14 protein-coding genes are annotated in these 15,588 nt (G+C 68.9%); 6 read left to right on the forward strand and 8 right to left on the reverse strand.

Translation table 11 applies throughout. The annotated features are described in order from the left end of the window. Positions 1 to 5: 5 nt before the first annotated feature. A complete protein-coding gene (gene tal / locus ACIG5A_RS00465) occupies positions 6 to 1,199 on the reverse strand; it encodes a transaldolase (RefSeq protein WP_397236099.1) in 1,194 nt (397 codons plus the stop codon). Between the two features lie 6 nt (positions 1,200 to 1,205). Further along, entirely contained in the window at positions 1,206 to 3,362 is a 2,157-nt protein-coding gene (tkt, locus tag ACIG5A_RS00470; RefSeq protein ID WP_397236101.1) for a transketolase, read from the reverse strand. 440 nt (positions 3,363 to 3,802) lie between these two features. On the opposite strand from tkt, the gene ACIG5A_RS00475 reads away from it, so the two are divergent. Further along, on the forward strand, positions 3,803 to 4,705 hold the full coding sequence (locus ACIG5A_RS00475; protein WP_397238747.1) for a heme o synthase: 903 nt from the start codon (positions 3,803 to 3,805) through the stop codon (positions 4,703 to 4,705). Positions 4,706 to 4,719: 14 nt separating this feature from the next. On the opposite strand, the gene ACIG5A_RS00480 is transcribed toward ACIG5A_RS00475, so the two are convergent. Continuing rightward, positions 4,720 to 6,147 carry an FAD-dependent monooxygenase gene (locus ACIG5A_RS00480; protein WP_397236103.1) on the reverse strand — a complete coding sequence of 476 codons (1,428 nt, stop codon included), beginning with the start codon at positions 6,145 to 6,147 and terminating at the stop codon, positions 4,720 to 4,722. Between the two features lie 85 nt (positions 6,148 to 6,232). Between ACIG5A_RS00480 and ACIG5A_RS00485 the strand changes: the two genes are divergently transcribed. Beyond that, positions 6,233 to 6,835: a TetR/AcrR family transcriptional regulator gene (locus tag ACIG5A_RS00485; RefSeq protein WP_397236105.1), complete on the forward strand. Its 603-nt coding sequence runs from the start codon at positions 6,233 to 6,235 to the stop codon at positions 6,833 to 6,835. 40 nt (positions 6,836 to 6,875) lie between these two features. Here the strand turns inward: ACIG5A_RS00485 and ACIG5A_RS00490 are convergent, their stop codons facing one another. Continuing rightward, complete coding sequence (locus ACIG5A_RS00490; RefSeq protein WP_397236107.1) at positions 6,876 to 7,841, reverse strand: quinone oxidoreductase family protein; 966 nt, start codon at positions 7,839 to 7,841, stop codon at positions 6,876 to 6,878. A gap of 114 nt (positions 7,842 to 7,955) precedes the next feature. Here ACIG5A_RS00490 and ACIG5A_RS00495 point away from each other — a divergent pair, with 114 nt between their 5' ends. Continuing rightward, complete coding sequence (locus tag ACIG5A_RS00495) at positions 7,956 to 8,306, forward strand: hypothetical protein (protein ID WP_397236109.1); 351 nt, start codon at positions 7,956 to 7,958, stop codon at positions 8,304 to 8,306. Positions 8,307 to 8,412: 106 nt separating this feature from the next. After that, positions 8,413 to 9,249, forward strand: coding sequence for a hypothetical protein (locus ACIG5A_RS00500; RefSeq protein WP_397236111.1), 837 nt, complete (start codon positions 8,413 to 8,415; stop codon positions 9,247 to 9,249). An 82-nt stretch (positions 9,250 to 9,331) separates the two neighbouring features. Here the strand turns inward: ACIG5A_RS00500 and ACIG5A_RS00505 are convergent, their stop codons facing one another. The 4 genes from ACIG5A_RS00505 to mptB form a co-directional block, all read right to left on the reverse strand. After that, positions 9,332 to 10,300 (reverse strand): heme A synthase, encoded by a 969-nt coding sequence (locus ACIG5A_RS00505; protein ID WP_397236113.1) that lies wholly within the window; start codon positions 10,298 to 10,300, stop codon positions 9,332 to 9,334. Between the two features lie 88 nt (positions 10,301 to 10,388). Then, positions 10,389 to 11,183, reverse strand: coding sequence for an ABC transporter permease (locus tag ACIG5A_RS00510; protein ID WP_397236115.1), 795 nt, complete (start codon positions 11,181 to 11,183; stop codon positions 10,389 to 10,391). After that, complete coding sequence (locus ACIG5A_RS00515) at positions 11,180 to 12,112, reverse strand: ABC transporter ATP-binding protein (protein ID WP_397236117.1); 933 nt, start codon at positions 12,110 to 12,112, stop codon at positions 11,180 to 11,182. The genes ACIG5A_RS00510 and ACIG5A_RS00515 overlap by 4 nt, the downstream gene beginning before the upstream one ends. Next, on the reverse strand, positions 12,109 to 13,812 hold the full coding sequence (gene mptB / locus ACIG5A_RS00520; protein ID WP_397236119.1) for a polyprenol phosphomannose-dependent alpha 1,6 mannosyltransferase MptB: 1,704 nt from the start codon (positions 13,810 to 13,812) through the stop codon (positions 12,109 to 12,111). The genes ACIG5A_RS00515 and mptB overlap by 4 nt, the downstream gene beginning before the upstream one ends. A 67-nt stretch (positions 13,813 to 13,879) precedes the next feature. Here mptB and ACIG5A_RS00525 point away from each other — a divergent pair, with 67 nt between their 5' ends. Then, positions 13,880 to 14,479, forward strand: a complete 600-nt coding sequence (locus ACIG5A_RS00525) for a TetR/AcrR family transcriptional regulator (RefSeq protein WP_397236121.1) — start codon at positions 13,880 to 13,882, stop codon at positions 14,477 to 14,479. Between the two features lie 87 nt (positions 14,480 to 14,566). Continuing rightward, a complete protein-coding gene (locus ACIG5A_RS00530) occupies positions 14,567 to 15,586 on the forward strand; it encodes a zinc-binding dehydrogenase (RefSeq protein WP_397236123.1) in 1,020 nt (339 codons plus the stop codon). The last annotated feature ends 2 nt before the right edge of the window (positions 15,587 to 15,588 follow it).

Genomic DNA, 15,588 nt, shown 5'->3' on the forward strand with positions numbered 1-15,588 from the left:
CTAGGTCAGTTGCTCCCGGCCGTCGCGTCAGGCCCGGAGGAGGTAGCTTGCGTTCCCGCGTCGGCCGAGTTGGACCGAGCCGTGGTCAGTTCCTCGGTGGTCGCGGAAAGCAGTTCTTCCCACGACTTCTCGAACTTGTCCACGCCCTCGCGCTCGAGCACGTCGAATACGTCGTCCAGGTCGATGCCGACGGCGGTGAGCTTGTCGAACACCTCCTGCGCGGCCGCGGCGGTGCCGCTCATGGTGTCGCCGCGGATCTCGCCGTGATCGGCCAGCGCCTCCAGCGTCTTCTCCGGCAGCGTGTTCACCGTGTTCTTCGCGACCAGCTCGGTGATGTAGAGCGTGTCGGAGTAGTCCGGGTTCTTGACGCCGGTCGAAGCCCACAGCGGCCGTTGCCGATTCGCGCCGCCGGAGGAGGCGAGGTGGGCGTAGGTGGAGGTGTGCGCGCCACCGTCGAAGACGTCCTGGTACTCGGCGTAGGCGAGGTGGGCGTTGGCGACGCCGGCCTTGCCGCGCAGCGCGAGCGCCTCCGGCGTGCCGAGCGCCTCCAGGCGCTTGTCGATCTCGGTGTCCACCCGGGAGACGAAGAACGAAGCGACGGAATGGATACGGGCCAGATCGTGGCCGTTGATCTTGGCCTTGCGCAGGCCGTCCAGGTACGCGCCCATCACCGAGCGGTAGCGCGCGACCGAGAAGATCAGCGTCACGTTCACGCTGATGCCCTCCGCGATCACCGAGGTGATGGCGGGCAGGCCCGCCTCGGTGGCCGGGATCTTGATGAACAGGTTGGGCCGGTCGACGGTCTTCCACAGGTCGATGGCCTGGGCGACGGTCTTTTCCGCGTCGAAGGCGAAGCGCGGATCCACTTCGATGGAGACGCGGCCGTCGACGCCGCCGGACGTCTCGTACACGCCCGCGAACACGTCGCAGGCCGCCCGGACGTCGTCGGTGGTGATGGTGCGGATCGCGGCGTCCGCGTCCGCCCCTTGCGCGGCAAGGTCTTTCACCTGCGCGTCGTAGGCGTGCCCCTGGCTGAGCGCGCCCTGGAAGATGGTCGGGTTGGTGGTGACACCGACGACGTTGCGGGTTTCGATCAACTCGGCCAGGTTGCCGGACTGGATCCGGTCCCGGGACAGGTCGTCGAGCCACACCGACACGCCGGCCGCCGAGAGGGCGGCGGTGTTCGCGTTCTGTGTCATGAGCTCTTATCCCTTCACGTTCGTGAGGCTGCGCTGCGCTGCGGCAACGACATTGTCCGCGGTGATGCCGAACTCGCGGAACAAGGTCTTGTAATCGGCGGAGGCGCCGAAGTGCTCGATCGAGACGATCTCGCCCGCGTCACCGACGAACCGGTGCCACGGCATCGCGATACCGGCTTCGACGACAACGCGCGCGGCGACCGCGGGCGGCAACACCTCGTCGCGGTAGGACTTGTCCTGCGCGTCGAACCACTCCACACACGGCATCGACACTACGCGCGTCCCGATGCCCTGCGCCTCCAGTGCGGTGCGGGCCTCGACGGCGAGGTGCAGTTCGGAACCGGTGGCGATCAGGATCACCTGCGGTGTACCGGTCGACGCCTCGGCCAGGATGTAGCCGCCCTTCGAAACGCCTTCGAAGCTGGTGCCTTCCAGCACCGGGATGTCCTGGCGGGTCAGCGCGAGCGCGGACGGCCCGTCCTGGTGCGCGGGCTCGGAGACCGAGAAGTGCGAGGTGTGCTCGCTGCTGTCGCGCTCCAGGATGGTGCGCCAGGCGTAGGTGGTCTCGTTGGCGTCGCCGGGGCGGACCACGTTCAGGCCGGGGATGGCGCGCAGCGCGGCCAGGTGCTCGATCGGCTGATGCGTCGGGCCGTCCTCGCCGAGGCCGATGGAGTCGTGGGTCCACACGTAGATCGCGGGCACGCGCATCAGCGCGGCCAGCCGGACCGCAGGGCGCATGTAGTCGCTGAATACCAGGAAGGTACCGCCGTACGGACGGGTCGGGCCGTGCAGCGCGATGCCGTTGAGGATCGAGCCCATCGCGTGCTCGCGCACACCGAAGTGCAGGGTGCGGCCGTACGGGTTGGCCTTCCACATGCCGGTCGAGATCGACTCGGGGCCGAAGCTCGGCGTGTCGGGCATGGTGGTGTTGTTGGATTCGGCGAGGTCGGCCGAACCGCCCCACAGCTCGGGCAGGATCGGCGCCAGCGAGGCGAGCACCTTGCCGGAGGCCTTGCGGGTCGAAAGGGCGGGCGGGTTGGCAGCACCAGCGTCGACGGCGTGCGTCGGCAGTGCCTCGGCCCAGCCCTGCGGCAGGTCACGCTTGGCGAGGCGGTCGAACAGCGCCTTGTTCGCCGGGTTGGCCGCGGCCCACGCGTCGAACTGCTGCTGCCAGGCCTGATGCGCCTGCTTGCCGCGGTCGATCGCCTTGCGCGTGTGCGCGATGACGGCGTCGGCGACCTCGAAGCTCTGCTCCGGATCGAAGCCGAGGATCTTCTTGGTCGCGGCCACCTCGTCGGCACCGAGCGCGGCGCCGTGCGCGGCGCCGGTGTTCATCTTGGTCGGCGCCGGGTAGCCGATGATGGTGCGCAGCACGATGATCGACGGCTTGCCGGTCTCGGCCTTGGCCGTCGCGAGCGCCGCCTCGATGGCGACGACGTCCTCGCCGCCCTCGACCACCTGCACGTGCCAGCCGTACGCCTCGTAGCGCTTGGCGACATCCTCGGTGAAGGCGATGGTGGTGTCGTCCTCGATGGAGATCTTGTTGTCGTCGTAGATCACGACGAGGTTGCCCAGCTGCTGGGTGCCCGCGATGGAGGACGCCTCGGAGGTGACGCCTTCCTCCATATCGCCGTCGGAGGCGATGACGTAGATGAAGTGGTCGAACGGGCTCGCGCCCGGCGCGGCGTCCGGATCGAACAGGCCGCGCTCGCGTCGCGCCGCCATCGCCATGCCGACCGCGGAGGCCAAGCCCTGGCCGAGCGGGCCGGTGGTGATCTCGACGCCGTCGGTGTGGCGGAACTCGGGGTGGCCCGGGGTGAGCGAGCCCCACTTGCGCAGGTGCTTCAGGTCATCCAGCTCCAGGCCGAAACCGGCCAGGTAGAGCTCGATGTACTGGGTGACGCTGGAGTGGCCGCAGGACAGTACGAACCGGTCGCGACCGACCCAGCTCGGATCGCTCGGATCGTGGCGCATGGTGCGCTGATACAGCGTGTAGGCCAGCGGCGCGAGGCTCATCGCGGTACCGGGGTGGCCGTTTCCGGCGTTCTGCACCGCGTCGGCGGCAAGCACCCGTGCTGTGTCGACGGCCTTGGTGTCCAGATCCGTCCAGTCGTCCGGGTGGTTCGGCTGAGTGAGGGCGCGGATGTCGTCTGTGACTGACACGACCGTGGTTCTCCTGACATTGGTTTCGTCGACGGCAGGTTGTTTCGAGCGACCTGCAAGCAATCGCTACGGCTTCGTACGAGCGCGGGCGTACCCATTCCACCCTAGATGTGCCCGCTCACCGGCATGTCGGGAACCCGCCTTACACGGTGACCGTGTCGGGCGGTAAGGCCGATTTGCGGCGAACCGCCGACGGGCGCGCGAGGGGGGCTATGGCGAAAGCAGTACCGGCGTGGGTCTACCATCCTCTGTAGTAGTAGCCGCGCCGCAGAGGGCTGAGTGTCACAACCAGCAGGACCGAGCGCGCTGCTCGTTCCATGCCGGATGCGATGCACAGCGTGCGAGGAGAAACAGTGCGGATCGGTCAACAGCCGGGTGGCAATGGTGCGCACGGCTCCTCCGCGACGGCGCTGGCCGATCGGCTCGAGGGTGACGGCTTCATGGCCCGACTACTGCGGCGGCCACTTGCCTACATCGCGCTCACCAAGCCGCGGGTCATCGAACTGCTGCTCGTCGCAACCATCCCGACGATGCTGCTCGCCGACCGCGGCAATGTCGACATTCGCCTCATCCTGGCAACGCTTTTCGGCGGCTGGATGGGTGCGGCCAGTGCGAACACCCTCAACTGCGTGGCCGACGCCGATATCGACAAGGTGATGAAGCGCACCGCCAAGCGCCCGCTGGCGCGCGAGGCGGTGCCGACCTCCCACGCCTTCGTCTTCGGCGTCGTGCTCGGTATCGCCTCCTTCGCCTGGCTGTGGTGGCAGGCGAACCTGCTCAGCGGCGTACTCGTCGTGGTGACGATCCTGTTCTACGTCTTCGTCTACACCCTCGGCCTCAAGCGCCGCACCTCGCAGAACGTGGTGTGGGGCGGCGCCGCGGGCTGTATGCCCGCGCTGGTCGGCTGGTCCGCGGTGACCGGAACCGTCGGCTGGCCCGCGCTCGCCCTGTTCGGTGTCATCTTCTTCTGGACGCCGCCGCACACCTGGGCGCTGGCCATGCGCTACAAGGAGGACTACCGCGCGGCCGGTGTGCCGATGCTGCCGGTGGTGGCGACCGAGCAGAAGGTCACCAAGCAGATCGTCATCTACACCTGGCTGACCGTGCTCACCACGCTGGCGCTCGCGCCGGCGACCGGCGTGATCTACGCGGCCGTCGCACTGGTGGCGGGAGCCTGGTTCCTGCTCATGGCGCACCAGCTCTACGCGGGCGTGCGGCGCGGTGAATCGGTCAAGCCGCTGCGGCTGTTCCTGCAGTCGAACAACTATCTGGCCGTGGTGTTCTGCGGGCTCGCGGTCGATTCGGTGCTCGGCTGGGACACCATCGGCAGCTTCTTCGGCTGACATCGCGGTGGTTTTCAGTAGCGGCGGCCGAGGTATCCGTCGGGCCGGATGAGGACCCTGGTGCCCTCGGTCGCGTGGTACGCCGCGAACGCGTGGCCGTCCACATCGACGAGGTAGCGGCCGGTCGCCGTCGCGCCGGGGCGGACGACGGTGTAGGCGTGCGCGTCGGATTCGCCGGTGGTGGTACCGGTTTCGCTGAAGGTCAGCGTCGTCCAGTGCGGTCCGCGGAACAGGTCGAACAGCCGGACCGGTTGACCCGCCGCGTCTTTCAGCGGTGCGTCGGGGGCACGGTCGCCCGCGACCAGCGGTCCGCGGTCGGCGGGATCGCGGTAGGTGAGATCGAGCTGGCGGGTTTCCGGGCCGCGGTGCATCGCGTCCTCGGCGCCGTCGACCAGCTTCTCGAGCAGTTCGGTGCTCAGCCCGAGTACCCGCGCGGCGACGGTCCTGCGCTCGGATTCGTAACCGTCCAAGACTGATTCGTCACCATCGAGTGCGGCGGCCAGGCGCCAGCTCAGGTTGTAGGCATCCTGGATGCCGGTGTTGAGGCCCTGTCCGCCGGTGGGCGGATGCACGTGCGCGGCGTCGCCGGCGAGGAAGACCCGGCCCTCGCGGAACCGCTGGGCCAGCCGGATATTCGGCCGCCACACGGTGACCCAGGTGAGGTCGGTCAGCGTGATGCCGGTGCGGCCGGAGTAGCGATCGATGTAGTCCTGCAGGGTCGCCAGCGTGGGTTCGGCGTCGCCGTCGAGCGGTGCGGCGAGCTGGAACTGACGGCCACCGGGCAAGGGGGCCAGGGCGATACCCTCCATCGGGTTGCCCGCGGCGGCGAACCAGTAGCCGCGATCGTGGTCGAGCGCGTCGGCACGGACGTCGCCGAGCAGCATGCGGATCGACTCGTCGGTGTTGCCCTCGAACGGAATGCCGAGTGCCTTGCGCACGGTGCTGCGTCCGCCGTCGGCGCCGATCAGGTAGGCGGCGCGCACGGTTTCGGTGCCGCCGTCGCGGCGCAGTGTCGCGGTGACGCCCGTCTCGTCCTGTTCGAAGGATTCCAGCGCGGTGCCGAGCTCCACCCGAATGCCGAACTCCGCCAGCCGATCCCGCAGGATCGCCTCGGTGCGCGACTGGCCGAGCGTCCACAGGTTGGGGTAGGGGATGGCCGGTGTCGGCGGGACCGGTTCGGCCATCCGGTGCTCGCCGGCGAATTCGCCGCCGACGTAGGCGCGCAGCACCGGCGCCGGTGCGCCCGCCCGGTTGACGGCGTCGATGACGCCGAGGTCGTCGAACACCTCGAGGGTGCGCGGCTGGATGCCGTCGCCGCGTGACCCGGCGAAGAACTCCGTCGCCTGATCGATGATGCGGACCGGGATGTTCCTGCGGGCCAGATCGATGGCGGCGGTGAGGCCGGTCGGTCCGGCGCCTGCGATGAGAACGTGCGTGTTCATGTCGTACTCCATACTGAACTATGATTCACTGAATGCAAGTTCAGTATGGAAGTTGGTACGTTCGCTGTCAAGGAGGTGGGTGCCGATGACGATGAGCCGCAAGGAGAAGTCCGCCGAAACCGAGCAGGCGCTGAAGGATGCCGCGCGGCGCGTATTCGCCGAGCGTGGCTATCTGAATACGAAGATCACCGACATCACCACGGCCGCGGGGCGCGCGGCGGGCTCGTTCTACAACCACTTCGCCGGCAAGGAAGAACTGCTGCAGGCACTGCTGAGCGATCTGGCCACGGCGGGGGACGAGCGGGCCGAACAGCCGGACCACAACCCGGATTTCAGCGATCCGGACGCGGTGCGCTACCACATCGCCGGATATTGGATGTTCGCGCGCGAGCACGCGCCGGTACTGCGCGCGATGAATCAGGCGGCGCTGGTCAGCGACGAATTCGCCGGTGTGCTCCAGCAATTCGGCGCGGAGCAGCGCGCGGATATCGCGGACCATCTGGACGGTCTCGCGGACAAGGGATTACAGCTGCCGACCACCAGGGATGCGAGCCTGGCCATGATGTTCACGGTCACACAGGCGATCCTGGCCGCGGTCGAGGACGGTGCGGTCGAACTGACCGACAAACAGGCGATCGACGGGCTGACCCGTTTCATCTACCGCGGCCTCACCGGGCGGGATTACTGACCCGCGCTCGAATGTCGTTCCGAGCGCGGGTCTTTCGGAATCAGGGCAGCAGGACGATCGAACCGGTGGTCTTGCGGCCCTCCAGATCGCGGTGTGCCTGAGCGGCTTCCGCGAGCGGATAGGTGGCGCCGATGCGGATGTGCAGTGAGCCGCCGGCGATGGCGTCGAAGATATCGCCCGCGCGCCACAGCAATTCGGCGCGATCGCGGGTGTAATGGGCAAGCGTGGGGCGGGTGACGATCAGCGAGCCCGCGCCGCCGAGCCGCTGCAGATCGAACGGCGGCACCGGACCACTGGCGCCGCCGAACAGGGCGAGCGTGCCGCGCACGCGCAACGAGGCGAGGCTGGCCTCGAACGTCGACGCGCCGACACCGTCGTAGACCGCGGCGACGCCGATACCGTCGGTCAGCTTGCGCACGTGATCGGCGAGGTCGTCGCTGTAGCGAAGCACCTCGGCGGCGCCTGCCTCGCGCGACAACGCCTCCTTCTCATCGGAGGACACCGTGGTGATGACGCGTACGCCACGCGCGGCGAGCAGCTGGGTCAGGATCAGGCCGACACCGCCCGCGCCCGCGTGTACCAGCACCGACTCGCCCGGCGCCGGCTTGTAGATCGACTCGGTCAGATAGTGCGCGGTCATGCCCTGGAGCAGCGCCGAGGCCGCCACCTGTGCGTCGACACCGGCGGGTACCGGAATCGCGACCGCCGCGTTGATCGCGACGCGCTGTGCGTAGCTGCCAGGCCCGGCCGACCAGGCCACCCGGTCGCCGACGGCGAACTCGGTGACGTTCGCGCCGACCTCGGCCACCACGCCCGAACCCTCCGAACCCGGCACGTACGGCACGGCCTGCGGGTAGCGGCCGGTACGGATGTAGGTGTCGATGAAATTGATGCCGATCGCGTCGATATCGACGAGCAGCTGATCCGGACCGATCTGCGGATCGGGCAGCTCCACGGACTTCAGGACTTCGGGACCACCGTTTTCGGAAACCTGAATAGCGCGCATGAGATTCAGTTCTACACCCCCGCCAGGTATCCGTCAGGCCGGGTGGTGGCGGCGCGCGAAACGCGGGCAGGCACCGGACTGGACCGTTTCCTACTCACCGGTAAACTTCATCGCATGAGTGCTCACGCCGCCCCGGCCCCAGTGAAGCTGTCGGGTTCCCTCGTGGAGTCCGTCAAGGGATTCGTCGCCGATCACGGCGGCTCGGCCACCGCCGTCATGCAGCCGATCGGGCGCATCGGCGTCCGCGTCACCCTGGTCGGCGCCGACGGCGTCCTCGGTGACCGGGTGGTCGCCGACCTCGGCACCGCCAAGGAACTGGTCATCGTCGTCGACGGCCTCACCGAGTCCGACGAATGGGACCGGGAGCTCACCTCGGTGGTCACCCCGGTCAAGGGCCACTGGGCCAAGATGGCGGGCTGGGTCGCCCGCCAGACCCGATTCCCCAAGGCGCGCAACGAGAACTGACCTCGTCAGCCGAGTAATCGGTGCTGCTCGACCTGGTCTTCGTGCAGGCCGTGCGGTAGTGCGCGTGGCGCGCGACCTGGCGTCGCTCGTTCTACAGTGAGTCCTGATGAACGCGGATGAGGCGAGGGAAGTGGCGGCGCGGCGGGTCGAGGCCGCGCACCGCGACGCGGAGCAGCGGATTGCGCTCGCGCAGAGTTTCTATCCCGAGCCGTTGCGCGGGTACGGTCGCGCCGAGATCGCTTTTCTGCGTTGGGAAATCGAGCGCGGTGTCCTTGATCACGACACGGGCAGCCCGTGGTGGCGGGCGATCAACGATCGCCTGCTGCACGACAAGCTGGAGGCCGCGCTGCTGCACGCCGCGGGCGAGGGCGCCGCGGCGCCGCCGCGGGCCCGGTTGTGGTCCGAATTCCTCAGCGCCCCTTCGCCTGCCGCGTGGTATCGCGCGCACAATCGCAGCATCGTTTCCGGCTATCTGGATCATCAGGCACTGGCCGAGGCCGAGATCCCGGCCGAGCGCATGATGATCAATGTCACCCTGATGCGGGTGTTGTTCACCCACGCGCTGGTGGCCCATCCGGCCCTCGCCCTCGGTCGCTTCGGCCTGATCGGCCGCTGGCCCGCCGACCCGCGCGGCAGCGCAGTGCGGCTGTTCCTCGACCTCAGAGATGTCTTCCCGCAGCGCTATCCGCTCCAGGACGTCCCGATCGCCGCCCTGCTCGCCGCCGAGGGCCGGATACCCCGCGCCATGGACTACGGCCTCATCGTCCCCAAGCTGACGCCCGTATACGCCTTCGCCGCACAGCAATTGGACGAACCGGCCGTCACCACCCTGATCGCCGACGGCAACCCCTGCTACGCGGGCCTGCGCATCAAACGCTCCGACCTCGCCACCGACCGGATCATCCGCCTCATCGCCCGCCTCACCCACCCCGCCGCCCGCTGACGCGACGGACCGCCGACCACGCAGGCGGCCGTCGGACTCGGTTGTGCGAGTAGGCCACGCGTGGTGTGGCGCCCGGCGCGGATCAGGCCGGTTGGGCTACCGCGGTGGGGATCTCGACTTTTTCGCGGGTGCGCAGGGCCGACCAGAGGGCGGCGGTGCCCGCGATGCAGGCGGTGGCGCCGCCGACGTGGAAGACGACCAGGACCGCGGGGACGTCGGTGAAGTACTGGACGACGCCGACCAGGGCCTGGGAGCAGACGAGGGCGAGCAGGACGAACAGGCGGGTACGGATCGGGCGGGTGGTGCCGACGGCGAAGAGGCCGAAGGCGAGGCCGATCAGCAGTGCCAGGTAGCCGACCAGCAGCTGGGAATGCAGGTGGACGAGGGTGACGATTTCGATCTGCAGGCGCGCGACGGGGCGTTCGATGCTCTTGTCGCCCGCGTGCGGGCCCGCGGCGGTGACCAGGGTGCCCGCGATCAGCACGCCGGCAAGTGCGACGCCGCTGAGGGCGGTCAGCCAGCGCAAAGGCGCGGGGGCCTGGACGGTTTCGATGCCGTCGTCGGGTTCGCTGATCTTGGCGAAGAGGACCGTCGCGAGCCAGACCATGATCATCGAGGCGAGCAGGTGCATCGACACGGTCCACCACAGCAGGCCGGTGCGCACGGTGATGCCGCCGATGATCGCTTGCAGCACGGTGCCGCCCGGCATCAGCCAGGCGTAGGCGAGCACCTCGCGGCGGCGGCGGGCGCGGGTGACCGCGAGTACGACGAGTGCCGCGCAGAGGGTGACGGCGAAGGTCAGCAGGCGGTTGCTGAACTCGACGGTCTGATGCAGCACCGGCACCTCGGCGACACCGGTCGGGGTGAAGCTGCCGGGGAAGCACTGCGGCCAGGTGGGGCAGCCGAGCCCGGAGGCGGTGACGCGGACCACCGCGCCGGTGACGCAGATCCCGGCCTGGGACACGATGACCGCGAGTGCGGTCAATCGCTGCACCCGCAGCGAGGGGAGCGGGAGCAGATCGACGAGTCGCAAGAATGCGCGATACAGCACGCACCGATGGTAGCGGCCGCACTCCGGCCGCCCGCACCCGGTCTACTACGTGTCGTCGTTGAATCTGTCGTGCCGCAACGGCGGTTGGCTACTGGAAGCGGAAGTACCTGGTCGCGAGCACCGTCGCGAGACCGCCCCATGCCGCGAGGACGGCGATGCCGAACCAGTCGACGCTGGTGCGCATGGCGTCCTCGAGCGCGACGGCAAGCGCGCCCGAGGGGATGAGGCGGGTGAGGATGTTGACCGCGGTCGGCAGATCGTCCCTGGCGAACACCAGGCTGGCGATGCCGAGCATCACGAACCACAGGATATTCGCCAGTGCCAGTACGATTTCCGCCTTGAGGGTGCCGCCGAGCAGCAGCCCCATCGCCGCGAAAGTCGCTGTGCCGAGCGCGATCACGACCGCGCCGAGCAAGAGTCCGGCGGGTTCGGGGCGCCAGCCGAGCGCGAAACCGATGACGCCGAGCAGCACCGCCTGCAGCACCACGACGATCAGCACGGCCGCGCTCTTGCCGCCGACGATGCCCCAGCGCGGAAGTGCGGTGGCGCCAAGGCGTTTCAGCGCGCCGTAGCGGCGATCGAAGCCGACGGCGATGGCCTGCCCGGTGAACGCGGTGGACATCACCGCGACCATCATCACCGCGGGCACGATCTTGTTTACCCGGTGTGCGCCGAGATCGCCGAACGGCAACAGAGTGAGCCCGATCAGCAGGGTGATCGGGATGAACATGGTCAGCAGCAGCTGTTCGCCGTTGCGCAGCAACAGGATCAGCTCGAGCCGGGTCTGCGCGGCCAGCATGGCGGCGCGCGAACTCGGGCGCGGATCGGGTGCGAAGGTACCCGCCGCGAATCGGTTCGTGGCGAGTTCGGGCTGCTGGGTCATCCGCGTAGGTCCCGTCCGGTGAGTTCCAGGAAGACGTCTTCGAGCCTGCGCTGATCGATCCGGATATCGGTGGCGAGCACGTCGAGCCTGGCGCACCACGCGGTCACCGTCGCGAGCACCTGCGGATTGATCTCGCCCTCGATCAGATAGGTGCCCGGCGTCGTCTCGCGCGGCGAGAATCCCTCCGGCAGTGCGGATTTCAGCAGGTCCAGATCGAGTTTCGGTGGCGCGCAGAAGCGCAGCTGCCCGGCCGCGCCGTGCGCGGTCACCTCGGCGGGCGTGCCCGCGGCGACGATCCGCCCGTGATCGATGATCACCAGCTGGTCGGCGAGCTGTTCGGCCTCGTCCATCATGTGCGTGGTGAGCAGCACGGTGACGCCGTCGCGGCGCAGCGCGTCGATCAGCTCCCACACGATCAGGCGCGCCTGCGCGTCGAGTCCCGCGGTCGGCTCGTCGAGGAAGACGATCTCCGGCTTGCCGACCAGTGCGCACGCCAGCGCGAGCCGCTGCTGCTGGCCGCCGGAGAGCCTGCGGTAGGGCGTGCGCCGGTTCTCGGCCAGACCCAGTGTGCGCAACAGCCATTCGGGATCGAGCGGATCGGCGGAGTAGGCGGCGACCAGGTCGAGCATCTCCCCGGCCCGCGAGCCGGGGTATGCGCCGCCGCCCTGCAGCATGACGCCCATGCGCGGGCGCAGCCGGTCGGAGTCGGCGATCGGGTCGAGGCCGAGTACCCGCACCGAGCCTGCGTCGGGCGTCACGAAGCCCTCGCACATTTCGACGGTGGTCGTCTTGCCCGCGCCGTTGGGACCGAGCAGCGCAAGTACTTGCGCGCGTTCGACATCGAAGCCGATCCCGTCCACCGCGGTGGTCTCGCCGTAGCGCTTCACGACGCCGTCGATCCGCACGGCGGGTCCGGAGGCAGATGTCACGGCTTCACACCGTAGGAGGTGGGCACCTGTGACGGAGCCGACACCCCCGTCTGGGCGCGCCATGGCAGTGCGTTGCGGGTGATGACGATGAAGAGCACCCCGACGATCACGGTCGCGATGGCGGCGCCGACGATCTGGAAGACCTCCAGGTCCGCGCCGCGCGGCATCAGGATGACGCTCACCACCGCGGAGAACGCGACCGCGGGTACGCGGAACACCGGTTTGGTCGCCCACGCCGCGAGCGGCACGATCGCCCACAGCAGGTACCACGGCTGCACCACCGGGGCGAGCAGCACGATCGCGCCGATCGCGACGCCTAGCGCGCCGACCGGATGCAGCCGTCCGGTGAGCGTGGCCACCAGCATGCGCACGGTCAGGAAGCCCGCGCCCACCCCGGCGATCAGCCGGGTGATGCTCAGCAGCGCGGTGGTGTGATCACCGAGCCCGAGTAGTACGCCGCCGAATCCGGTGACGATGCCGAGCGCGGTGGGCAGCGACATCCAGCTGCGCACCTTGTTCGCGGTGTTGAGCGTGAAGAGCCAGCCGAACCCGAGCCCGCTCATCGAACTGATGAACAGCGTGGTGCCCAGCGCGATCGCGCCGAGCATGACGGCGGCGACGGCGACCGCGCGGAAACTGCCGCCCCACCGCTTCGCCAGCGCCATGCCGACGAAGCCGAGTGCGACGATCGAGGTGAATTTGACCGTCGAGGACAGCGCTATGACGACCGCGCCGAATATCAGCAGGGTGTACTCGTGCCCGTTGAGCGGCCCGGTCCGCGCGGGCGATCCCGCATTTCCCGAGATGGCGCGCAGCGTGAACTCCAGCCCGGCCAGCATCAGCCCGAGCATCAGCGCGTCGTTGTGCACCCCGCCGACCAGATGGAACAGCACGAGCGGGTTGGCGGCGCCGAGCCACAGCGCGCTCACCGGCGCGACGCCGCAGCGCACCGAAAGCCGGGGCAGCGCCCATACGATCAGCGCGACACCGGCCAGCGCGAGCACCCGGTGCGCCCAGACTCCGAAGATGATGTTGTCCCCGGTGAGCTGGGCGATTCCGCGCCCCATCCAGAGGAACAGCGGCCCGTACGGCGCCGGGGTGTCGCGCCAGATGGTCGGCACGTTGTTGGTCAGCACGTTGTCGATGCCGAGCGCGGCGACCGGTCCCTCTTTGTACGGGTCGATGCCGCGCGCGGCGATCTCGCTCTGTGCCAGATACGAATACACGTCGTTGCTGAACAGCGGCGGCGCGATGCTGAGCGGGATGAGCCAGAGCAGCAGCGTGCGATCCAGCTGGGAGCGGGTGAGCCTGCGCAGGGGAGAGCCGCCGAGCCCGCCGATCGCGAACCGGCCGAGCAGCAGCCAGGCCAGCACCACGAGGACGGTGCCGATCATGCACATGGCCAGCGATCCGGTGTGCGCGCGGGCGAAGATGCCGAGGACGCGCACGCCCGAGGTCGGATTCTGCTGGACCGGCTGCGCGCCGATGCCGAGCGCGCTGATCGCCATCAGCACCGTGCCCGTCGCGCCGAGCAACCGGATCCGGTCGAGCTGGACCGTTTCCTTGCGGTCGAGGCCGGGCGCCTCGGATTCGTCGCGGTGCAGTACCGCGATGGTGTGATCGGCCGCGGGCACATCCAAACCGAGTGCCCGGCGCCCGAACGCCACTGTCCTGCGCCGCGCGCCTTCCAATACCGCCACGGACCGAAGCCTAGTTGGCCATCGGAGATCATCGGCCGGTCAACCCGCCGCGAGGACAATCGAGCGCATGGTTTCGGAATCGAGACGGCGGATCGAGGTCGCGGCGGCGGGATTGCTGGCGCGGCACGGGTATCACGGGTTCGGCCTGAAGAAGTTGAGCGAGGCGGCCGGACTGCCTTACGGGTCGATCTACCACCATTTTCCCGGCGGTAAGGAGGAGATCGCGGTGGCCGCGATCACCGGAACGGGATTGCTGTCGAGCCGGATCATGGCGCAGGCGCCCACCGATGTCTTCGCGACCACGGCGACCATGTTCGAGTTCATGGTGGCCAAGCTGGCGAATTCGGACTGGTCCGACGGCTGCCCGGTCGGCACGCCCGCGCTGGACGGCGGCACCGACGCGGAAGCGGTGCGCACCGCGTGTGTCGCGGCGTTCGACATGATGGAGCGCGCGTTCGCCGGATTGCTCGTCGAACTCGGGGTGCCCGCCGCCGAGGCGGCGGAATCGGCGACAACGGTGGTCGCGGCCTATGAGGGGGCCACGATCCTCGCGCGGGTTCGCCGCTCGGACGTACCGCTGCGCTCGGTGGCGGCGGCGATGGAGAAGCTGATCCGGGTGACGCTGTCCGAGCTGGTATCCGAGCGGGAACCAGTGTCTCGCGAGTAACCGGAAACTCTCCGAAAATGGGTGCTGTGCAGGACTGTTCGTGCCGCGATCCTTGACTGGAAAGAACGTTCTAGCGACACTCGGACGATGAAACGTCTGTTGCTGTCCGGCCCCGGTGACCTGCGATGGGACGAGGTCCCCGAACCCGAGCCGACCGATCCCGGCCAAGCCGTCGTGCGCCCCGTCGCGCTGGCCACCTGTGATATCGATCCTGCTGTGCTGCGCGGCGCCTTTCCGCTGCCTGGTCCGTACCCGTTCGGGCACGAGGGTGTGGTCGAGGTTGTCGCGATCGGCGACGAGGTGCGCACCGTCGCGGTCGGCGATCGAGCCGTGGTGCCGTTCCAGATCTCCTGCGGCACTTGCGAAGCCTGCCTGCGCGGGCACACCGGCAACTGCACGAGCCAGCCGCCGCTGTCCAGCTTCGGCCTCGGCGACCTGGGCGGCCTCCAATGGGGCGGGCTGTGGGCGGATCTCGCGCTTGTCCCGTACGCCGACGCCATGCTCGTCAAGATCCCGTCCGGCGTCGATCCGGTCGCGGTGGCCAGCGTCAGCGATAACGTGCCCGATGGATACCGTTCCGTCGCACCGCAATTGGCCGCTCGCCCCGGCGCCGAGGTGCTGGTGATCGGCGGCCCCGCGGCACCGTCGATCGGTCTGTACGCGGCGGGCCTCGCCGTCGCGCTCGGCTCGCAGCGCGTGGTCTACCTGGACGACGCGGTCGAACGCCTCGAAATCGCAAGCACATTCGGTGCGGAGGCGATCGAGGGACGCCGCGACGACCGGGTCGGCCGCTTCCCGATCGTGGTGGAGGCCGCGGGCGGCGCGACGGCGCTGCGCGGTGCCGTGGATGCCACCGGCTACGACGGCTGGTGCACCAGCGTGAGCGTGCAGCTGAGCGAGGTAGCACTGCCGATCCTCGACATGTACACGCGCTGCTGCACTTTCCACACCGGCCGTGCGCACGCCCGCCCGGCCATCCCCGCGATCCTCGACCTGGTCGCCACCGGCCGCTTCGACCCGTCACCGGTCACCACCAGGACCGTCGCCTGGGACGACTCGATCGAAGCGCTCCTCGAAACCCCGCTGAAACTGGTCGCGATCCGCTGAGT

Origin of the sequence: Nocardia sp. NPDC052566, from assembly GCF_044547285.1 — a bacterium.
In the GTDB taxonomy this organism is placed as follows: domain Bacteria; phylum Actinomycetota; class Actinomycetes; order Mycobacteriales; family Mycobacteriaceae; genus Nocardia.